At 63.9% G+C, this 17,219-nt stretch carries 9 protein-coding genes; 4 read left to right on the forward strand and 5 right to left on the reverse strand.

Features of this window, described 5'->3' with window-relative positions:
* The first annotated feature begins 194 nt into the window (after positions 1-194).
* From NKH35_RS12180 to NKH35_RS12195, 4 genes are all read left to right on the forward strand, one after another.
* Positions 195-3,176, forward strand: coding sequence for a sarcosine oxidase subunit alpha (locus NKH35_RS12180; protein WP_352914679.1), 2,982 nt, complete (start codon positions 195-197; stop codon positions 3,174-3,176).
* The gene (locus NKH35_RS12185; protein ID WP_352914758.1) at positions 3,169-3,786 is read left to right on the forward strand and encodes a sarcosine oxidase subunit gamma; all 618 of its coding nucleotides are present in this window, start codon (positions 3,169-3,171) and stop codon (positions 3,784-3,786) included. Before NKH35_RS12180 ends, NKH35_RS12185 begins: the two co-directional genes overlap by 8 nt.
* Positions 3,787-4,140: 354 nt before the next feature.
* Positions 4,141-6,510, forward strand: coding sequence for a trimethylamine N-oxide demethylase (locus NKH35_RS12190; RefSeq protein WP_352914681.1), 2,370 nt, complete (start codon positions 4,141-4,143; stop codon positions 6,508-6,510).
* Between the two features lie 306 nt (positions 6,511-6,816).
* Positions 6,817-8,526: a trimethylamine N-oxide permease gene (locus NKH35_RS12195; protein ID WP_023834839.1), complete on the forward strand. Its 1,710-nt coding sequence runs from the start codon at positions 6,817-6,819 to the stop codon at positions 8,524-8,526.
* Positions 8,527-8,587: 61 nt separating this feature from the next.
* Here the strand turns inward: NKH35_RS12195 and NKH35_RS12200 are convergent, their stop codons facing one another.
* The 5 genes from NKH35_RS12200 to NKH35_RS12220 form a co-directional block, all read right to left on the reverse strand.
* Positions 8,588-9,943 (reverse strand): LLM class flavin-dependent oxidoreductase, encoded by a 1,356-nt coding sequence (locus NKH35_RS12200; RefSeq protein WP_352444462.1) that lies wholly within the window; start codon positions 9,941-9,943, stop codon positions 8,588-8,590.
* Between the two features lie 275 nt (positions 9,944-10,218).
* Positions 10,219-13,356, reverse strand: a complete 3,138-nt coding sequence (locus NKH35_RS12205) for an efflux RND transporter permease subunit (protein ID WP_352914684.1) — start codon at positions 13,354-13,356, stop codon at positions 10,219-10,221.
* Positions 13,357-13,604: 248 nt separating this feature from the next.
* Positions 13,605-14,744 carry an efflux RND transporter periplasmic adaptor subunit gene (locus tag NKH35_RS12210; protein ID WP_023732177.1) on the reverse strand — a complete coding sequence of 380 codons (1,140 nt, stop codon included), beginning with the start codon at positions 14,742-14,744 and terminating at the stop codon, positions 13,605-13,607.
* Positions 14,745-14,802: 58 nt separating this feature from the next.
* On the reverse strand, positions 14,803-15,408 hold the full coding sequence (locus NKH35_RS12215; protein ID WP_023732178.1) for a TetR/AcrR family transcriptional regulator: 606 nt from the start codon (positions 15,406-15,408) through the stop codon (positions 14,803-14,805).
* A 161-nt stretch (positions 15,409-15,569) separates the two neighbouring features.
* Positions 15,570-17,210 (reverse strand): acyl-CoA synthetase, encoded by a 1,641-nt coding sequence (locus tag NKH35_RS12220; protein WP_352914686.1) that lies wholly within the window; start codon positions 17,208-17,210, stop codon positions 15,570-15,572.
* Positions 17,211-17,219: the final 9 nt, after the last annotated feature.

Genomic DNA, 17,219 nt, shown 5'->3' on the forward strand with positions numbered 1-17,219 from the left:
CCTGCCCACCCCGCCGCCGCCCCAACCCGCCCCCCCCCCCCCCCCCCCCGTGGGGGGGGGGGCGCCCCGCCGGGCGGGGGGGGGGCCGGTGCCGCACCCCCACCCCGCTGCTGCGCAGCGACCCTCCCCACAAGGGGGAGGGTGAAGAGCGCGACGGTCCCGCCTGGCATTGGATCGATGAGAGGCCGGCCATCGTGAGTTCCAGCCAATCCCATCGTCTCACATCCGGCGGTCTCATCGACCGTTCCACCCCCCTCACCTTCCGCTTCGACGGCATGACATTTTCCGGCTTCCAGGGCGACACGCTGGCGTCGGCGCTGGTCGCCAATGGCGTCAAGCTGGTCGGCCGCTCGTTCAAATACCATCGTCCGCGCGGCATTCTGACTGCGGGCTCGGAAGAACCCAACGCGCTGGTCGAACTGCGCACCGGCGCACGGCGCGAGGCCAACACCAAGGCCACGACGGCCGAACTGTATGAAGGCCTCGAAGCGGCAAGCCAGAACCGCTGGCCCTCGCTGCGCCACGATGTGATGTCGGTGAACCAGCTGTTCGCACCGATCTTCGTCGCCGGCTTCTACTACAAGACCTTCATGTGGCCGGCAAAATTCTGGGAAATGGTCTACGAGCCGGCGATCCGACGCGCCGCGGGTCTGGGTCGCGCGGCGGTCACCCCCGATCCGGATCACTACGACAAGGCCTGGGCGCATTGCGATGTGGTGATCGCCGGCTCCGGTCCGGCCGGTCTCGCCGCCGCACTCGCTGCAGGCCGCAGCGGTGCGCGCGTCATCCTGTGCGAAGAAGATTTTGCGCCCGGCGGCCGTCTGTTGTCGGATGGCGGCACGATCGACGGTCTGCCGGCCGCGGAGTGGCTGTCGCGCACACTGGCCGAACTCAGCTCAATGCCTGACGTTCGCATCATGACGCGCACGACGCTGTTCGGCGTCTATGACGGCGGCACCTATGGCGCGATCGAACGCGTCAACGATCATCTGCCGGTTCCGCCCGAGCATCAGGTGCGACAGCGGCTGTGGCGCATCGTGGCCAAGCGCTGTGTTGTGGCTGCAGGCGCGATCGAGCGTCCCATCGTCTTTGCCGGCAACGATACGCCCGGCGTGATGATGGCGTCGGCGATGCGGACCTATGTCGCGCGTTATGCCGCGACGCCGGCAAAGCGTGTTGCGCTGTTCACCAACAATGAGGATGGCTGGCGCACGGTCGAGACCGCGCTCACAGCCGGACTGCAGGTCGCGGCGGTGATCGATGCGCGGACTGACGTCTCGCCTGCCCATCGTTCCCTCGCCTCCAGGAACGGCTTCACCGTGCTGCATGGTTCGGTCAGCGGCGTCGACGGCGGCAAGGACGGCGTAAGAAAAATAGCGGTGTCGCTGACCGGCGGCGCGCGCGCCGAGGTCGCGGCCGACGGGCTTGCCGTTTCCGGCGGCTGGAATCCGGCGGTCGGGCTCACCTCTTACCATCGCGGCCGGCCGAAATGGCGAGACGACATCGCCGCCTTCGTGCCGGACGGCGCGCCGCCCGGTATGGTCGCCGCAGGTGCGGCTAACGGCGACTTCGGGCTAGGCGCCTGCCTGCGCGCAGGTTTCGAGGCCGGCGCCGCAGCGGCGCGGGACGCGGGACGCAATGGCAATCCGGGCTCTGCAGCTGTTGCCGGCGACGAGTCCTTCTCACTGACCCCGCTCTGGCACGTCGCCGGCAAAGGCAAGGCCTTTGTAGACCAGCAGCATGACGTCACCGCGTCCGACATCGAGCTGGCGCAGCGCGAGGGTTTTGAATCGGTCGAGCATCTGAAGCGCTACACCACGCTCGGCATGGCGACCGACCAGGGCAAGACGTCCAATGTCGCCGGCCTCGCCATCATGGCGGCGGTGTCGGGCAAATCCATTCCCGAGACCGGCACGACCATCTATCGCCCGCCGTACGTGCCGGTCGCCATCGGCGCCTTTGCCGGCCACCATCGCGACGAAAATTTCCATGCGACGCGGCTGACGCCGTCGCATCACTGGGCGGCCGAACAAGGCGCGATCTTTGTCGACACCGGCCTGTGGAAGCGCGCGCAATGGTATCCGCGCGCGGGCGAGAAGGACTGGCTGGAATCGGTCACCCGCGAGGTCAAGGCGGTGCGCTCGGGCGTCGGCTTCTGCGATGTCTCGACGCTGGGCAAGATCGATGTGCACGGCCCCGATGCCGGCGCCTTCCTCGACCGCGTCTACATCAACACCTTCTCAAACCTTGCCGTGGGAAAAGCCCGCTACGGGCTGATGCTGCGCGAGGACGGCCTCGTCTATGATGACGGCACGACCTCGCGGCTGGCCGAGGACCATTATTTCCTCACCACGACCACGGCGAAGGCCGGGCTGGTGATGCAGCATCTCGAATTCTGCCGGCAGGTGCTATTCCCCGAACTCGACGTGCAACTGACCTCGGTCTCCGACCAGTGGGCGCAGTTCTCGATTGCCGGGCCAAGGACGCGAGACCTGTTGAAGGAAATCGTCGACCCTGCCGAGGACCTTTCGAACGAAGGTTTTCCCTTCATGGGCGTGCGCGAAGTCGCTTTGCGCGGCGGCATCAAGGCGCGGCTGTTCCGCATCTCCTTCTCCGGCGAGATGGCGTTCGAGATTTCGGTGCCGGCGCGTTACGGTGAAGCGATGGCACGCAATTTGATGCTGGCGGGAAAACCGTTCGGCGTGACGCCGTATGGCACAGAAGCCCTCGGCGTCATGCGCGTTGAAAAGGGCCATGTCGCCGGACCGGAACTGAGCGGCATGACGACCGCCGCCGATCTCGGCCTCGGCAAGATGATGTCGACCAAGAAGGATTTCATCGGTCGCGTCATGGCCGGCCGCGAGGCGCTGGTGGCGCCGGACCGGCAGGTCGTGGTCGGCATCAAGCCGATCGACAAGGCGCGCCGCCTGCGCTCCGGCGCGCACATCATCCCGAAGGGCCAGACGCCCGGGCCTGATAACGACCAGGGCTACGTCACCTCGGTCTGCTTCTCGCCGACGCTCGACCAGTGGATCGGTCTCGGCCTTGTCGAGCGCGGCCGCGAACGCATCGGCGAGATCGTCCACGCGCATGATCCGCTGCGCGGTGAAGACTATGATGTCGAACTCTGCAATCCCGTCTTCTACGATCCCGATGGAGGGCGCCAGCGTGGCTGATTTTTCCTGGGATGTTCGTAGCCCGCTCGAGCGCGCGCTCGCTCCTGGCGCTTACGGCGTGCAAGGCGATGCCGGTGTGTCGCTGACCGAGATCCGCAATTTCGACCTCGTCCAGGTGATGGCACGGCGCGGCAAGGCGGGTGATTTGGCCGAGGCGGCGAACGCTCGTTTCGGCGTCGCGGCTCCGGAAACGCCGAAGGCGGTTGGCACCGCGGATGCGACGCTGATCTGGTCGGGACCGGATCAGTTTTTTGTCCTGTCGAAGGGTGGCAGGACTGAGGTGCTCGCTCAGACCTTTGCATCTTCCGCTTCGCTATCCGACCAATCGCATGCACGCGTGCTGATCAGCATCTGCGGCCTCAAGGCGCGCGCCATGCTGGCGAAACTGTCGTCGATTGATTTGCATCCCGATGCGTTTCCGGTTGGCGCTGCTGCCGCGACCTCGATGGATCACACCAGCGTCACGCTCTGGCGTGGTGGTGACCAGGCGGATGGGCAGGCGGTGTTCAACCTCCTGGTGTTTGCGACGTTTGCCGAAAGTCTGTGGCACACGATGTTGGATTCGGCTGCGGAGTATGGTGTGGCTATCGGGCATTCCGAGGAGCTTTAGCTCGATAGTTTCAGATGTTGGCGCCGCCCCTCATTGCCCTGCCGGGCATTTCTCCCCGTATAGTGACGGGGAGAAAGAAGCTGGTCGCAGCCTCGGCGCTCGTCCTGCAACGCTGGCGATTGGCGAAACCGGCGACGACAGCATCCTTCGCCCCGTTTACGAGGAGAAGATGGCGGCAGCCAGATGAGGGGCGGCGCTGGCGTTCGGAAGATGGGTTTGATTGGAAGGGTCTAACCTGCAGCGACCGCGTCGAGAACGCCACCTCCACCTTGCCAAACCCAACCGCGCTGCTATTCTTGCTGCTAAAATAATTTTACACACAGGCAAACATGTTTCTCTAACCGCAAGGCTGAGATGAGCCAGTCGCCCTACCCTTCAGTGACAGCTGGGCCGCCGCGGCCGAGCCTCGTCGTGAGGCCCGGACAGATCGCGCTGCCGCCGGGCATGGAGCGGTATACGATCCAGGGCAATGGCGCGGTGCTGATCGAGGTCGAGGCCGGCGATACGTTCACCGTGCGCAATGTCGAGGGCGGGCAGGCTTGCGAGTTGCTGGCCTGGGACAGGACCGGCGCCACCGATCCTTCCATCCTCGGCGAAAAGTCCAACAGCAATGCCGCCGGGATCAAGGCGCTTCTGGCCGAGGGCGATGACAGCCTGGCTTCCGTCCGTCGTGGCCTTGAGCGCCGCCAGGTGCAGCTCGACGAGCCCAAGGCGGTGCGTGTGTTCGGCGGCGCAACGCCTGCCGGCACCGAGCAGGCATTCACGGTCAGGCGCGACGGCGCGATGCTGATTGCCGCACCCGGCGGGCCGATGCTCGTCGACAGCCATGATACGCCAACGCCGCTCACCGTCATGGTGCGCCGCGCCACCGTGCGCCTGAAGACAAAGTCGCAGCTGGCCGATCCGCTTGCCGATCCGGTGCTCGATCTGCGCGTCCATTCGGCGACAGCCGAACCCTATTTCGTCAAGGCGGGCGACTACCTGCAGATCATCGATGTCGACGGCCGCCAGTGCACCGATTTCCAGTGCTTCTCGGCGCGCAAGCTGGACAAGGGGCTGGACCATCCGCTCGACGTAACGACCACGCGCACGCTGATGGGGTCGAGCTACCCGATGCCCGGCCTTCACTCGAAATATTACGACCAGGACATGGAGCCGTTGGTCGAGGTTATCCAGGACACATGCGGCCGGCATGACGCGTTCGCGCTGGCGTGTGCCGCCAAATATTACGACGACATCGGCTATCCCGGCCACACCAACTGCTCGGAGAATTTCAACCGCGCGCTGGCCGACAAGGGTGTCACCCCACGTGCCGGCTGGATGGCGATCAACTTCTTCTTCAACACGGCGATCGACGCCCATGGCGTCATGGTGTCGGATGAGCCGTGGTCGCGCGCCGGCGACTATGTCCTGCTCAGGGCGCTCACCGACATCGTCTGCGTCTCCTCCGCCTGTCCCGACGACACGACACCGGCCAATGGCTGGAACCCGACCGACATCCATGTGCGAACCTATTCCGGCCAACACAAATTCTCGCGAGCGATCGCCAGACGCATGACGCCCGATTCGGAACCGAAAATGACCCGCGAGACCGCCTTCCATTCAAGCTTCGCCAAGCACACCCGCAACTTCGTGGAATACCGGGGTTATTGGCTGGCCAATTCCTTCGCCAAGGAAGGCGCCATCGCCGAATACTGGGCCTGCCGGCAGGATGCCGTGATCATGGACCTGTCGCCGTTGCGCAAGTTCGAGGTCACCGGCCCGGATTCCGAGGCGCTGCTGCAATACACGCTGACCCGCGACGTCAAGAAGCTCGGCGTCGGCCAGGTCGTCTATTCCGCCATGTGCTACGAGCATGGCGGCATGATCGACGACGGCACGCTGCTGCGGCTCGGCAAGGACAATTTCCGTTGGGTCGGCGGCGACGACCTGTCCGGCGAATGGCTGCGCGACACCGCGAAAAAGCTTGGCCTCAACGTGCTGGTGCGTTCCTCCACCGATCAGATGCACAATGTCGCTGTCCAAGGGCCGAAGAGCCGTGACATTTTGCGAGAGGTGGTCTGGACCTCGCCGCTGCAACCGTCGATCGACGAACTCGAATGGTTCCGCTTCGCTGTCGCGCGCATCGGCGGCGGCAATGGCATTCCGGTCGTGGTGTCGCGCACCGGTTATACCGGCGAGCTCGGCTACGAAATCTGGTGCCACCCACGCGACGCCGAAAAAGTGTTCGATGCCATCTGGGAGGCCGGCCAGCCGCACGGGCTGAAGCCGATGGGCCTGCAGGCACTCGACATGGTGCGCATCGAAGCCGGGCTGATCTTCGCCGGTTACGAATTCTCCGACCAGACCGACCCGTTCGAGGCGGGCATTGGCTTCACCGTACCGTTGAAGGCCAAGACCGACGATTTCATCGGCCGCGAGGCTCTGATAAGGCGCAAGGAACATCCGCAGCACAAGCTCGTTGGCCTCGACATCGACAGCAATGTCGCCGTCGGCCATGGGGATTGCGTCCATATGGGCCGCGCCCAGATCGGTGTCGTCACCTCGGGCATGCGCTCGCCGGTGCTGAACAAAAACATCGCTCTGGCGAGGCTTGACGTCACCCACGCGGCAATCGGCACAGAGGTGGAGATCGGCAAGCTCGACGGTCATGCCAAGCGGCTGCCGGCGCGCGTCGTGGCCTTCGCCCACTACGATCCGCAAAAGACCAGGCCGCGATCCTGAGGGTTGCACCCCCGGCCCTTCGCAGGCTCAGGGCGTTCGAAGCTCGAAAGCAATTGGCTTTCCGTCCGCTACCGCGGACCGCTTCTCACCCCACAAGGGGAGAAGGACAAAGCGAGCGTTTCGCAACCGTGATGTGCACGACGCCACAAATCACTTGACGTGAAAGCGCGCCGGATCAATCTTCACTGTTAAGAAAAAAATACGACTGAGTGGAAACACTGGAGTCGTGCGGTCATGTACCGGGGAACAAGCTTCGCGAAGCCGAGGCATCACCGGCCGGGAACACAAAATGGGGAATTCAGACAGATGAGCACGATTACCACTGCCCTGGAGCAGCCCGCTGAAGGCAAGCTGCTCCGCAACATCGACTGGCGCGGCGCCTTCTGGGTGGCGAGCGGCGTTCCTGCCCTTGTCCTGTTTTCGATCGGCGGCATTGCCGGAACGACGGGAACGCTGGCCTTCGGGATCTGGATCGCTTCCATGATCATGGGCTTCCTGCAATCCTTCACCTATGCCGAGATCGCCGGCCTGTTCCCGAACAAGTCGGGCGGCGCCTCGATCTACGGCGCCACCGCCTGGCTGCGTTATTCCAAGTTCATCGCGCCGCTGTCGGTGTGGTGCAACTGGTTCGCCTGGTCGCCGGTGCTGTCGCTGGGCTGCTCGATCGCCGCCGCCTATATTCTCAACGCGCTGGCGCCGGTGCCGCTGTTCACCGAGGCGTCGCCGGACGTCGTCGCCTATATCGCGGCGCATGCCGGAATGGTGCCTGCCGACGCCATCGCCGCGGTGACCGCGGCGGCCACGCCGGCGATCCGCAACTGGACGCTGTTCAGCCACACGCTAGGTCCTGTCTCCTTCACCCTCAATGCCACTTTCTTCATCGGCGCGGTGCTGATGCTGATCATCTTCTCGATCCAGCATCGCGGCATTCTCGGCACCGCCAATGTGCAGAAGTATATCGGCCTCCTGGTCATCATCCCGATGCTGATCGTCGGTGTCGTGCCGATCGTCACCGGCCAGATCAACTGGGCGAACTTTTCGCCGCTGGTGCCGCTGGCGGCGGCTTACGCGCCGGAGCCCGGCTCGTGGAACATTGCCGGCTGGACGCTGGTTCTAGGCGGCATGTTCATCGCGGCGTGGTCGACCTACGGCTTCGAGACCGCCGTCTGCTACACATCGGAGTTCAAGAACCCCGGCACCGACACGTTCAAGGCGATCTTCTATTCCGGCCTGCTCTGCATGCTTCTGTTCATCCTGGTGCCCTTCACCTTCCAGGGCGTGTTGGGCCTCAACGGCATGCTGGCGACGCCGATCGTCGACGGCTCCGGTGTTGCCGATGCACTGGCCGGCATGGTCGGGGGTGGCGCATTGATCCACAGCCTCTTGGTGATGCTGATGATCCTGGCGCTGGTGCTGTGCATCATGACGGCAATGGCCGGCTCGTCGCGCACGCTCTACCAGGGCTCGGTCGATGGCTGGCTGCCGCGCTATCTCAGCCACGTCAACGAGCATGGCGCGCCGACGCGCGCCATGTGGACCGATCTCGTCTTCAACCTGATCGTGCTGGCCATCGCCTCGGCCGACGCGACGAGCTTCTTCTTCATCCTCGCCGTGTCGAACTGCGGCTACATCATCTTCAACTTCCTCAACCTCAATGCCGGCTGGATCCACCGCATCGACAACGGCCACATCAACCGGCCTTGGAAGGCGCCGAGCTGGCTGCTCGGCCTCGGCGCCATCTTCGCCTATGTAAACGCCATCTTCATGGGCGCCGGCGCCAAGGTGTGGAACCCGATGGCGCTCTGGGCCGGCCTGATCACAGCCGCCTTGATCATCCCGGTGTTCTGCTACCGGCACTACGTCCAAGACAAGGGCAAGTTCCCCGACCACATGCTGGCCGACCTCGGCATGGCGGGCGCAGACCTCTCGGTCAAAAAGGCAGGCATGCTGCCCTACCTGACGCTGGTCGCCGGCCTGGTGGTGATGCTGCTCGCCAACTGGTACTTCGTCATCTGAAAGTGATGGCTTGAAAAGAATGGGCGCGCTTCGGCGCGCCCGTTTCTTTTTGTGGCAGACGTCAGCCGGCCTTGCGGATGACCGCTTCGGAGCCTTCGAAGAACCGGTTCGGCGGACGCTTCAGGCCGAGATTCTCGCGCAAGGTGGTGCCCTCATACTCGCGCCGGAAGAGCTTTCGCCGCTGCAGCTCAGGCACCACCTTCTCGGCGAAGTCGTCGAGCCCGGCTGGCAGATAGGGGAACATGACATTGAAGCCGTCTGACCCTTCGGCAAACAGCCATTCCTCCATCGAATCGGCGATGGTTTTCGGCGTGCCGACGAAAGCAAGGCCGGAATAGCCGCCGAGCCGCTGCGCCAACTGGCGGACGGTCAAATTCTCCCGGCGCGCCAGCTCGATGACGCGCTCGCGGCCGCTCTTCGAGGCATTGGTTTCGGGGATTTCGGGCAAGGGCGCGTCGGGATCAAAGCCGGATGCGTCGTGCCCCAGCGCGATCGATAGCGAGGCAATGCCGCTCTCGTAATAGACCAGGCTGTCGAGCTTGGCGCGTTTGGCCTGTGCTTCCTCGACACTGTCGCCGACGATGACGAAGGCGCCGGGCAGGATCTTGATGTCGTCGCGCGAACGGCCAAGCTTCTCGGCCCTGCCTTTGACATCGGCGAAGAAGCGCTGTCCGGCTGCGAGATCGGAGTGGGCGGCGAAGATCACCTCCGCCGTTTCGGCTGCCAGCTGCCGCCCGGCCTCAGACGCGCCGGCCTGGACGATGACCGGCCAGCCCTGCACGGGGCGCGCAATGTTGAGCGGGCCGCGCACCGAGAGATGCTCACCCTTATGGTCGAGCACATGCAGCCTCGCGGGATCGAAATAGAGCCCGCTCTCGGGGTCGCGGATGAAGGCGTCGTCGGCAAAGCTGTCCCAGAGGCCGGTCACCACATCGTAGAATTCCCGCGCATTGTGATAGCGCTCGTCGTGCTCGACATGCTCGTCGAGGCCGAAGTTCAGCGCGGCGTCGGGATTGGATGTGGTGACGATGTTCCAGCCGGCGCGGCCGCCGCTGATATGGTCGAGCGAGGCGAAGCGGCGGGCAATGTGATAGGGCGCGTCGAAGGTTGTCGATGCGGTGGCGACAAGGCCGATATGATCAGTGACGGCGGCGAGCGCCGACAGCAGCGTGAACGGCTCGAACGAGGTCACCGTGTGGCTGCGCCGTAGCGCCTCGATCGGCATGTTGAGAACGGCCAGATGGTCGGCCATGAAGAAGGCGTCGAACTTCGCCGCCTCAAGCGTCTGCGCGAAGCGCTTCAGATGGGCGAAGTTGAAGTTGGCATCGGGATATGAGCCCGGATAGCGCCAGGCCCCGGTGTGAAGACTGACCGGACGCATGAAGGCGCCGAGCCGCAATTGCTTGTTGTCTGCCATGGGATGATCACCTGATGCGAATGAGCGTTGCCGCTCCGATATGTAAGCAGGATCGGACGGCTTTGCCGTCCTGGAAAGGAATTCTGTTTTGCAAAACCGGCGCCGCGAAGCATTTTCATACAGGTGGCCGTTCAACCTATTTTGATGAACCCGCCTGGTGTTGAGATACTTGCCTGGGTGCTCGGTGCCACCGGCAAGGAGAAAGCCAGAACGCCGCACGTCAAGCGTACGGCGTTCCAGCCTTTTCCAAGGTGCATCCTGTGCGCCGGCAGCGCCTACTCGGCGGCCAGCGCGAGTGGCGGCCTGTCATTGTCCTGCACCGCCTCATCAGCCGGCTTCCTGCCTTTCTTCGGCTCGCGGCCGAAGAACAGCGCGTAGCCTGCCGGCAGCACCAGGATGGTGAGTACGGTGGCGACGAGGATGCCGCCCATCATGGCGTAGGCGAGCGGTCCCCAGAACACCGCACGCGAGATCGGGATCAGCGCCAGCACCGCCGTCATCGCCGTCAGCACGATCGGCCGGAAACGGCGCACGGCCGAGCCGATGATGGCCTCCGATCGGTCCATCCCCCTGGCGATGTCCTGATCGATCTGGTCGACCAGGATGATCGAGTTGCGCATGATGATTCCGAGCAGCGCGATGACACCGAGGATGGCGACGAAGCCGAACGGCGCGCCGCTGATCAACAGAGCCGCCGCCGCACCGATGATGCCGAGCGGACCGGTGGCCAGCACGAGCATCGCCTTGCCGAAATGCTGCAGCTGGATCATCAGGAGCACGACGATGACGGCCAGCATGATCGGCGCCTTGGCGGCAATCGAGGCCTGGCTTTCGGCGGAATCTTCCGCACCGCCCTGGATCTCGATCTTGTAGCCGGGCGCCAGGCCGGCGCGCATGCCCTGCATGTCATTGTAGAGCTTGGTGACGACGTCGTTCGACTGCACGCCATCCGGCAGCGTGGCGCGCACCGAGATGGTCGGCAGGCGGTCGCGCCGCCATTCGACGCCCTGCTCGAGCACCGGCACCACCTTGGCCACCTGCGACAGCGGCACGAAGCCGCCGAAATCGGTCGGGATATAGACCGAGTCGACCGAGGACAGCAGGCTGCGGCTGGCGTCCGGTTCGCGGGCGACGATGGAAACCGTCTCCTCGCCATCACGGAAGTCATCGAGCGGCGCGCCGGACATCGCTGCCTGCAGCATCTGGCGGATGCGTTGCGAGGTGACGCCAAGAGCACGGGCGCGGTCCTGGTCGATGATCAGGTTCATCGCCGGTACCGGCTCCAGCCAGTCGTCATGGACGGCGCCGAGCAGCGGATTTTCGGCGAATTTCGCCTTCACCTGGTCGGCGATGCGGCGCACCTCCTGGCGGTCCGGACCCATGATGCGCATCTGCACCGGCCAGCCGGTCGGCGGGCCGAGGAACAGACGGTCGACCTTGGAACGGATCGAGGGGAAATCCTGCGCCAGGATTGAGCGCAGCTTGAGGATCAGCCGCTCGCGTGCCGGCTCGTCATTGGCCATCACCAGAAGCTGCGCATAGTTCGGATTGCGCAATTGCTGGTCGAGCGGCAGGAAGAAGCGCGGCGCGCCTTCGCCGATATAGGTGGCGATGAAGCGCTTGTCCTTGTCGTCCATCATCCGGGCTTCCAGCGCCTTGGCCTGCGTCTCGACTTCCTTGATCGAGGTTCCCTCAGGCAACCAGAGATCGACGAGGATTTCCGGCCGCGAGGATTGCGGGAAGAAGTTTTGTGGGATGAACTGGAACGTCCACAGGCTGGTGGCGAAGGTGACCAGCGTCATCACCAGAACGATGATGCGGTGGCGCACCGCCCAGCCGACCGTGGCGCGCAGCCGCCGGTAGAAGCCGGTGTCGAAGGCGTCATGATGGTTGCCGGCATGCTTGCGCTGCTTGAGGATCATGTAGCCCAGCCACGGCGTGAAATAGACGGCGACGAACCACGACACGACGAGCGCGATGCCGACGACATAGAACAGCGTGCGCACATATTCGCCTGCGGTCGAGGCGGCGAAGCCGACCGGGATGAAGCCGGCGATGGTGATCAGCGTGCCGCTCAGCATCGGGAAGGCGGTCGAGGAATAGGCGAAGCTCGCCGCATCGATCTTGACCAGCCCCTCTTCCAGCTTGCGCTCCATCATCTCGACGACGATCATGGCGTCGTCGACCAACAGCCCGAGCGCGATGATCAGGGCGCCGAGCGAAATGCGCTGCAGATCGATGCCGAGCTCGTACATGATGGCGAAGGTGGCGGCCAGCACCAGCGGAATGGCAATGGCGATGACCAGGCCGGAACGCCAGCCGATCGACAGCAGCGAGACAGCAAGCACGATCAGCAGCGCCTCGCCGAGCGCCTCCATGAACTCGTTGACGGCGTCCTTGACAACCTCGGGCTGGTTGGAAATCTGGTCGACCGCAACGCCGTAGGGCAGCGCTTCCTCAAAGCGCTTGTAGGTCGCCTCGACATCCGTGCCGACGTCCCTGACGTTAAAACCCTTGGCCATGACGACGCCGACCTGGACGCTTTCGTGGCCGTTGAAGCGGTACTTGCGCTGATAGGGATCTTCGAGACCGGAACTCACGGTGGCAATATCGCCAAGACGTGTCACCTGACCACCGGCGCGCAGGCGCAATTCCCTGATGTCGGCAGCCCTGGTGACATCGCCCTCGACCGAGATGCGCACCGAGCGCAGGCCGGTGTCGACGGAGCCCGCCGGATCGACATTGTTCTGGCCCTTGATGGCGTTCTGCAGGTCGGTCAGCGTCAGGCCGCGTTCGGCCAGGGCCTTGGACGAGACGTCGATATAAAGCTTCTCCGGCTGGTCGCCGATGATGACGGCCTTCTCGACGCCCGGCGTCGTCAGCAGCATGTCGCGAGCCTGGGTGGCGAATTTCTTCAGCTCCGGATAGCTGTAGCCGTCGCCGCCGATCGAGTGCAGGGTGATGAAGGTGTCGCCGAACTCGTCGTTGAAATAGGGCCCGAGCAGGCCTTGCGGCAGGTCGCCGGAGATGTCGCCAACCTTCTTGCGCACCTGGTAGAAGGCGTCCTTCACCTCCTCTGCATTGGTGTCGCCCTTGATCTGGACGGTGATGATGGCGCTGCCGGCGCGGGTGTAGGAACGGACGAAGTCGAGGTGCGGCGTTTCCTGCAGCTTGCGCTCGATCTTGTTGACGACCTGGTCTTCCATCTCCTGGATCGAGGAGCCCGGCCAGATCGCCTGGACGACCATGACGCGGAAAGTGAAATCGGGGTCTTCCTTCTGGCCCATGCGCATCAGGCCGAGCGCGCCGGCAATGATGATCAGACCGAACAGGAAGCGCGCGATCGAGGGATGGCCGATGGCCCAGCGCGAAAGATTGAAAGGCTGCTTTTCAGTGCTGTCGGTGGTGGTCATCGGCGTCAATCCAATTCGTTGATCGTGCGCGCATGCGCTTTGCATGCAGCTAGGATATTCCGATGCTGGCTTCCGGGCGGCGAGGCTTTCCGAGCGGAGAGACACTCATCGCGGTGGGACGCGCGGATCGATGCGGGGGAACTCGATCTTGGCGTCTCGACCATCGGGCGCTCGCCGCCCGGAAACCCTGAATTCGCTTGCCCAGCCCTTTCGCCGAAGCGACGATCAAGCCGGCTTCATGCCTGCGGTCAGCGCAGGGCCTTTGCGGCATCGCCTTCCGCAGAGGCGGCCTGGACCGCATCGCCGGTCAGCTTGACTTTGAGATTCTCGGTCATGAACTGGGTGCCGGCGGCAACGACGACATCCCCCGGCTTGAGCCCGTCGGCGACGCTGACGCCGTCGGCGGTGAACTCCGCAACCTTGACCAGGCGCTCGTGCACCGTCTCGCCGGCGCGGTCGACGGTCCAGACAATCTTGCGACCATCCTTTTCCGCAAGCGCGCTAAGCGGGATCGACACCATCTCCTGCTTCTTGGCCACCGAGGCCTCGATGTTGGCGGTCATGCCGAGCAGCACGCGCGGGTCGTCGGGCAGCGATACGCGGACGGCAAAGGTGCGCGACTGCTGGTCGGCGCTGCCGGCGACTTCACGCACTTTGCCGGAGAGCGCCAGCGCGTCATCGGACCAGAAGCTGGCCTTGACGTCCTTTCCCGGCTTGAAGGCGGCGATGTCCATTTCGGGAACCGCGATCAGCACTTCCTTTTCGCCGTCAACGGCAACAGTCATCACAGGCGTTCCGGCGCCGACCACCTGGCCGACATCGGCCGAGACCGCCGTGACGATGCCGTTCTCGCTCGCCTTGAGATCGGTGTAGACGACCTGGTTCTGCGCCTGGGCAAGGGTAGAGCGGGCGGCATCGCGCGTCGCTACCGCCTGGTTGTAGCTCAGCGTCGCCTGTTCGAGCTGCGACTTGGAGGTGAAGTTCTTGGCAAAAAGCTGCTCGGCGCGCTTGCGGGACAGATCGACCGTCTCGACCTGCCGCTCGGCGGCGTCGAGGCTGGCCTTGGCGCTCTTGACCGACAACTCATAGTCCGTGGGATCGATACGGGCTAGCACATCGCCTGTCGTCACATGCTGGCCGATGTCGACCAGACGCTCAGTGACCTTGCCCGAGATGCGAAAGCCGAGGTTCATTTCGGTGCGGGCTCGCACCGAGCCGGAATAGGTGATTTTGCGACTCTTTTCGGCCTGGCCGATCTCGACCACCTTGACCGGACGGATGATGTCCTGGCCCTCGGTCTTCTCCTGGCTGCAGGCGGCGAGCCCGAGCGTGGCGACGATCAGGCCGGCGACCGGCAGCTTGCGGATGATGGAACTGGACAAAGACACTTTCGTGCTCCCGACTGGAGATGAACGGTCGACACCGGCGCCCGGCGGGCGGCGGCTATTACTTCAGAGCCTTGATCGCGTAATCGATGAGATCGTCGGGCATCGCCCGATTGGTCTTGGCAAGGCATTGCGCCACCATTTGGGGGTGACACAGAATAACGGTGGCGGCGCCGAAGCAGCGCGATGCGATGACCGGATCCTGGTCCCTGAACTCGCCGGCCTCGATGCCATCGCGGATCACCTCGGCAAACAGGTCGTGAATGCTGTCGATATGCTTGTCGATGACGCCCCAGTCGCGCTCGAGCGCGACGATGACCATTTCGTGGACCTTCTGGTCGTCGAGCATGACTTCCAGCGTCATCTTGTACTGCGCATGCACGTAGCGGCGCAGCCGCTCCTCGGCGCTGATCGGCAACCGGGAAATCTCGTAGGCCATGTTGTAGCTGGCGAGGAGCATGCGGCCGCAGACGGCCTGGTGGATTTCGACCTTGGAGGCGAAGAAACGGTAGATGTTGGCCGGCGACATGCCGAGTTCGCGGGCGATGTCGGCGACATTGGTCTTGCCGTAACCATAGTGCCGGAACAGGCGTTCGGCACAGTCGAGAATGCGGGTGACATTCTCCTGGCGGGTGGCGTCGGCCATTACGCTGGCGGCTTCGGACATGGCTCTCTGTCGATTAATGAGTGACGAATTTCAACTTTCGTCAGTCGTAAATCGAAAAGAGGGAAGTGTCAATGCGAATTCGACGTACGCGTATAATTTGGTGACAGATGGTGACAGAGGGTGTGCGCGAACTCGACCTTGCGTGCCGTTGCGCTCTGGAACTAAGATCCCTTCACCATTTCCCGCAGCTGAAACTTCTGGATCTTCCCCGTCGATGTCTTCGGGATCTCGGCAAAAATCACCGCCTTCGGCACCTTGAAGCGGGCGAGCAGCGCGCGGCAGTGTTCGATGATCTCGGTCTCGCTTGCCGCCTTGCCGGGCTTCAACTCGACATAGGCGACCGGCACCTCGCCCCATTTGTCGTCTGCCTTGGCGACGACGCCGCAGGACGCTACGGACGGGTGTTTGTAGAGGGCCTCCTCGACCTCGATCGATGAAATATTCTCGCCGCCGGAGATGATGATGTCCTTGGAGCGGTCCTTGAGCTGGATGTAGCCGTCGGGATGCATGACGCCGAGGTCGCCGGAGTGGAACCAGCCGCCGGCAAAGGCCTCTTCGGTCGCCTTCCTGTTCTTCAGATAGCCCTTCATGACGATGTTGCCGCGAAACATGACCTCACCGATGGTCTCGCCGTCGGCCGGCGTCTTCTGCATCGTCTCCGGGTCCATCACGGTCAGGCCTTCGAGTGCGGCATAGCGCACGCCCTGCCTTGCCTTCTTCTGCGCCTTCGATCCCTTGTCTAGATCGTCCCAGGCGCCGTGCCATTCGTTGACGACCGCCGGGCCATAGGTCTCGGTCAGCCCGTAGAGATGGGTGACGGCAAAGCCGGCATCGGCCATGCCCGACAGCACCGCTTCCGGCGGAGGTGCTGCCGCCGTATTGAAGGTCACCGTCTGGGGGAACGTCCGCTTGTCCTCGTCCCTGGCGTTGATCAGCACCGACATGACGACCGGCGCACCGCACAGATGCGTCACGCCGTGGTCGGCGATGGCATCGTAGATCGGCTTCGGCCGCACCCAGCGCAGGCAGACATGGGTGCCGGCCTGGACCGCCATCGTCCACGGAAAGCACCAGCCATTGCAGTGGAACATTGGCAGCGTCCACAGATAGACGGCGTGCTTGGCCATGCCGGCATGGATGGTGTTGGTGTAAGCCATCAGGGCAGCGCCGCGATGGTGGTAGACGACGCCCTTCGGGTTGCCTGTCGTGCCGGAGGTGTAGTTGAGCGAGATGGCGTCCCATTCGTCGTCGGGCATCGACCAGGCGTAGCCCTGGTCACCGCCGGCGACGAACGCCTCATAGTCGATCGCGCCGATGCGCTCGCCCTTGGGATAGGGTGCATCGGCGGCATAGTCGGGATCGTCATAGTCGATGACCAGCGGCTTCACCTTGGCCAGTGCCAGTGCCTGTTTGACGACAGCGGAAAATTCGCGGTCGACGATGAGCACCTTGGTCTCGGCATGGTCGAGCTGGAACGCGATGACGGCGGCATCGAGCCTTGTGTTGAGCGAATGCAGCACCGCTTTGGCCATCGGCACGCCGAAATGCGCCTCCAGCATGGGGGGCGTGTTGGACAGCATGACGGTCACCGTATCACCCTTGCCGATGCCGCGCTTCGACAGCGCCGAGGCCAGCTTCAGCGAGCGCCGCCAGAAGGTGCGATAGGTGATGCGCTGGCTGCCATGGATGATGGCGACATGATCGGGATAGGTGCTTGCCGCCCGCTCCAGATAGGTGAGCGGCGTCAGCGGCTGATGGTTGGCGGCGTTCTTGCCGAGATCCTGCTCGTAGGGACTGCCCATCCCGTGCTC

This window comes from Mesorhizobium sp. M1143 (assembly GCF_040318435.1).
Taxonomy (GTDB): Bacteria; Pseudomonadota; Alphaproteobacteria; order Rhizobiales; family Rhizobiaceae; genus Mesorhizobium.

Excerpts from the sequence above, each read along its gene's own strand:
- NKH35_RS12190 (WP_352914681.1), top strand. The coding sequence starts at position 4,141 with ATGAGCCAGTCGCCCTACCCTTCAGTGACAGCTGGGCCGCCGCGGCCG.
- NKH35_RS12195 (WP_023834839.1), top strand. The coding sequence starts at position 6,817 with ATGAGCACGATTACCACTGCCCTGGAGCAGCCCGCTGAAGGCAAGCTG.
- NKH35_RS12200 (WP_352444462.1), bottom strand. The coding sequence starts at position 9,943 with ATGGCAGACAACAAGCAATTGCGGCTCGGCGCCTTCATGCGTCCGGTC.
- NKH35_RS12205 (WP_352914684.1), bottom strand. The coding sequence starts at position 13,356 with ATGACCACCACCGACAGCACTGAAAAGCAGCCTTTCAATCTTTCGCGC.
- NKH35_RS12215 (WP_023732178.1), bottom strand. The coding sequence starts at position 15,408 with ATGTCCGAAGCCGCCAGCGTAATGGCCGACGCCACCCGCCAGGAGAAT.
- NKH35_RS12220 (WP_352914686.1), bottom strand. The coding sequence starts at position 17,210 with ATGGGCAGTCCCTACGAGCAGGATCTCGGCAAGAACGCCGCCAACCAT.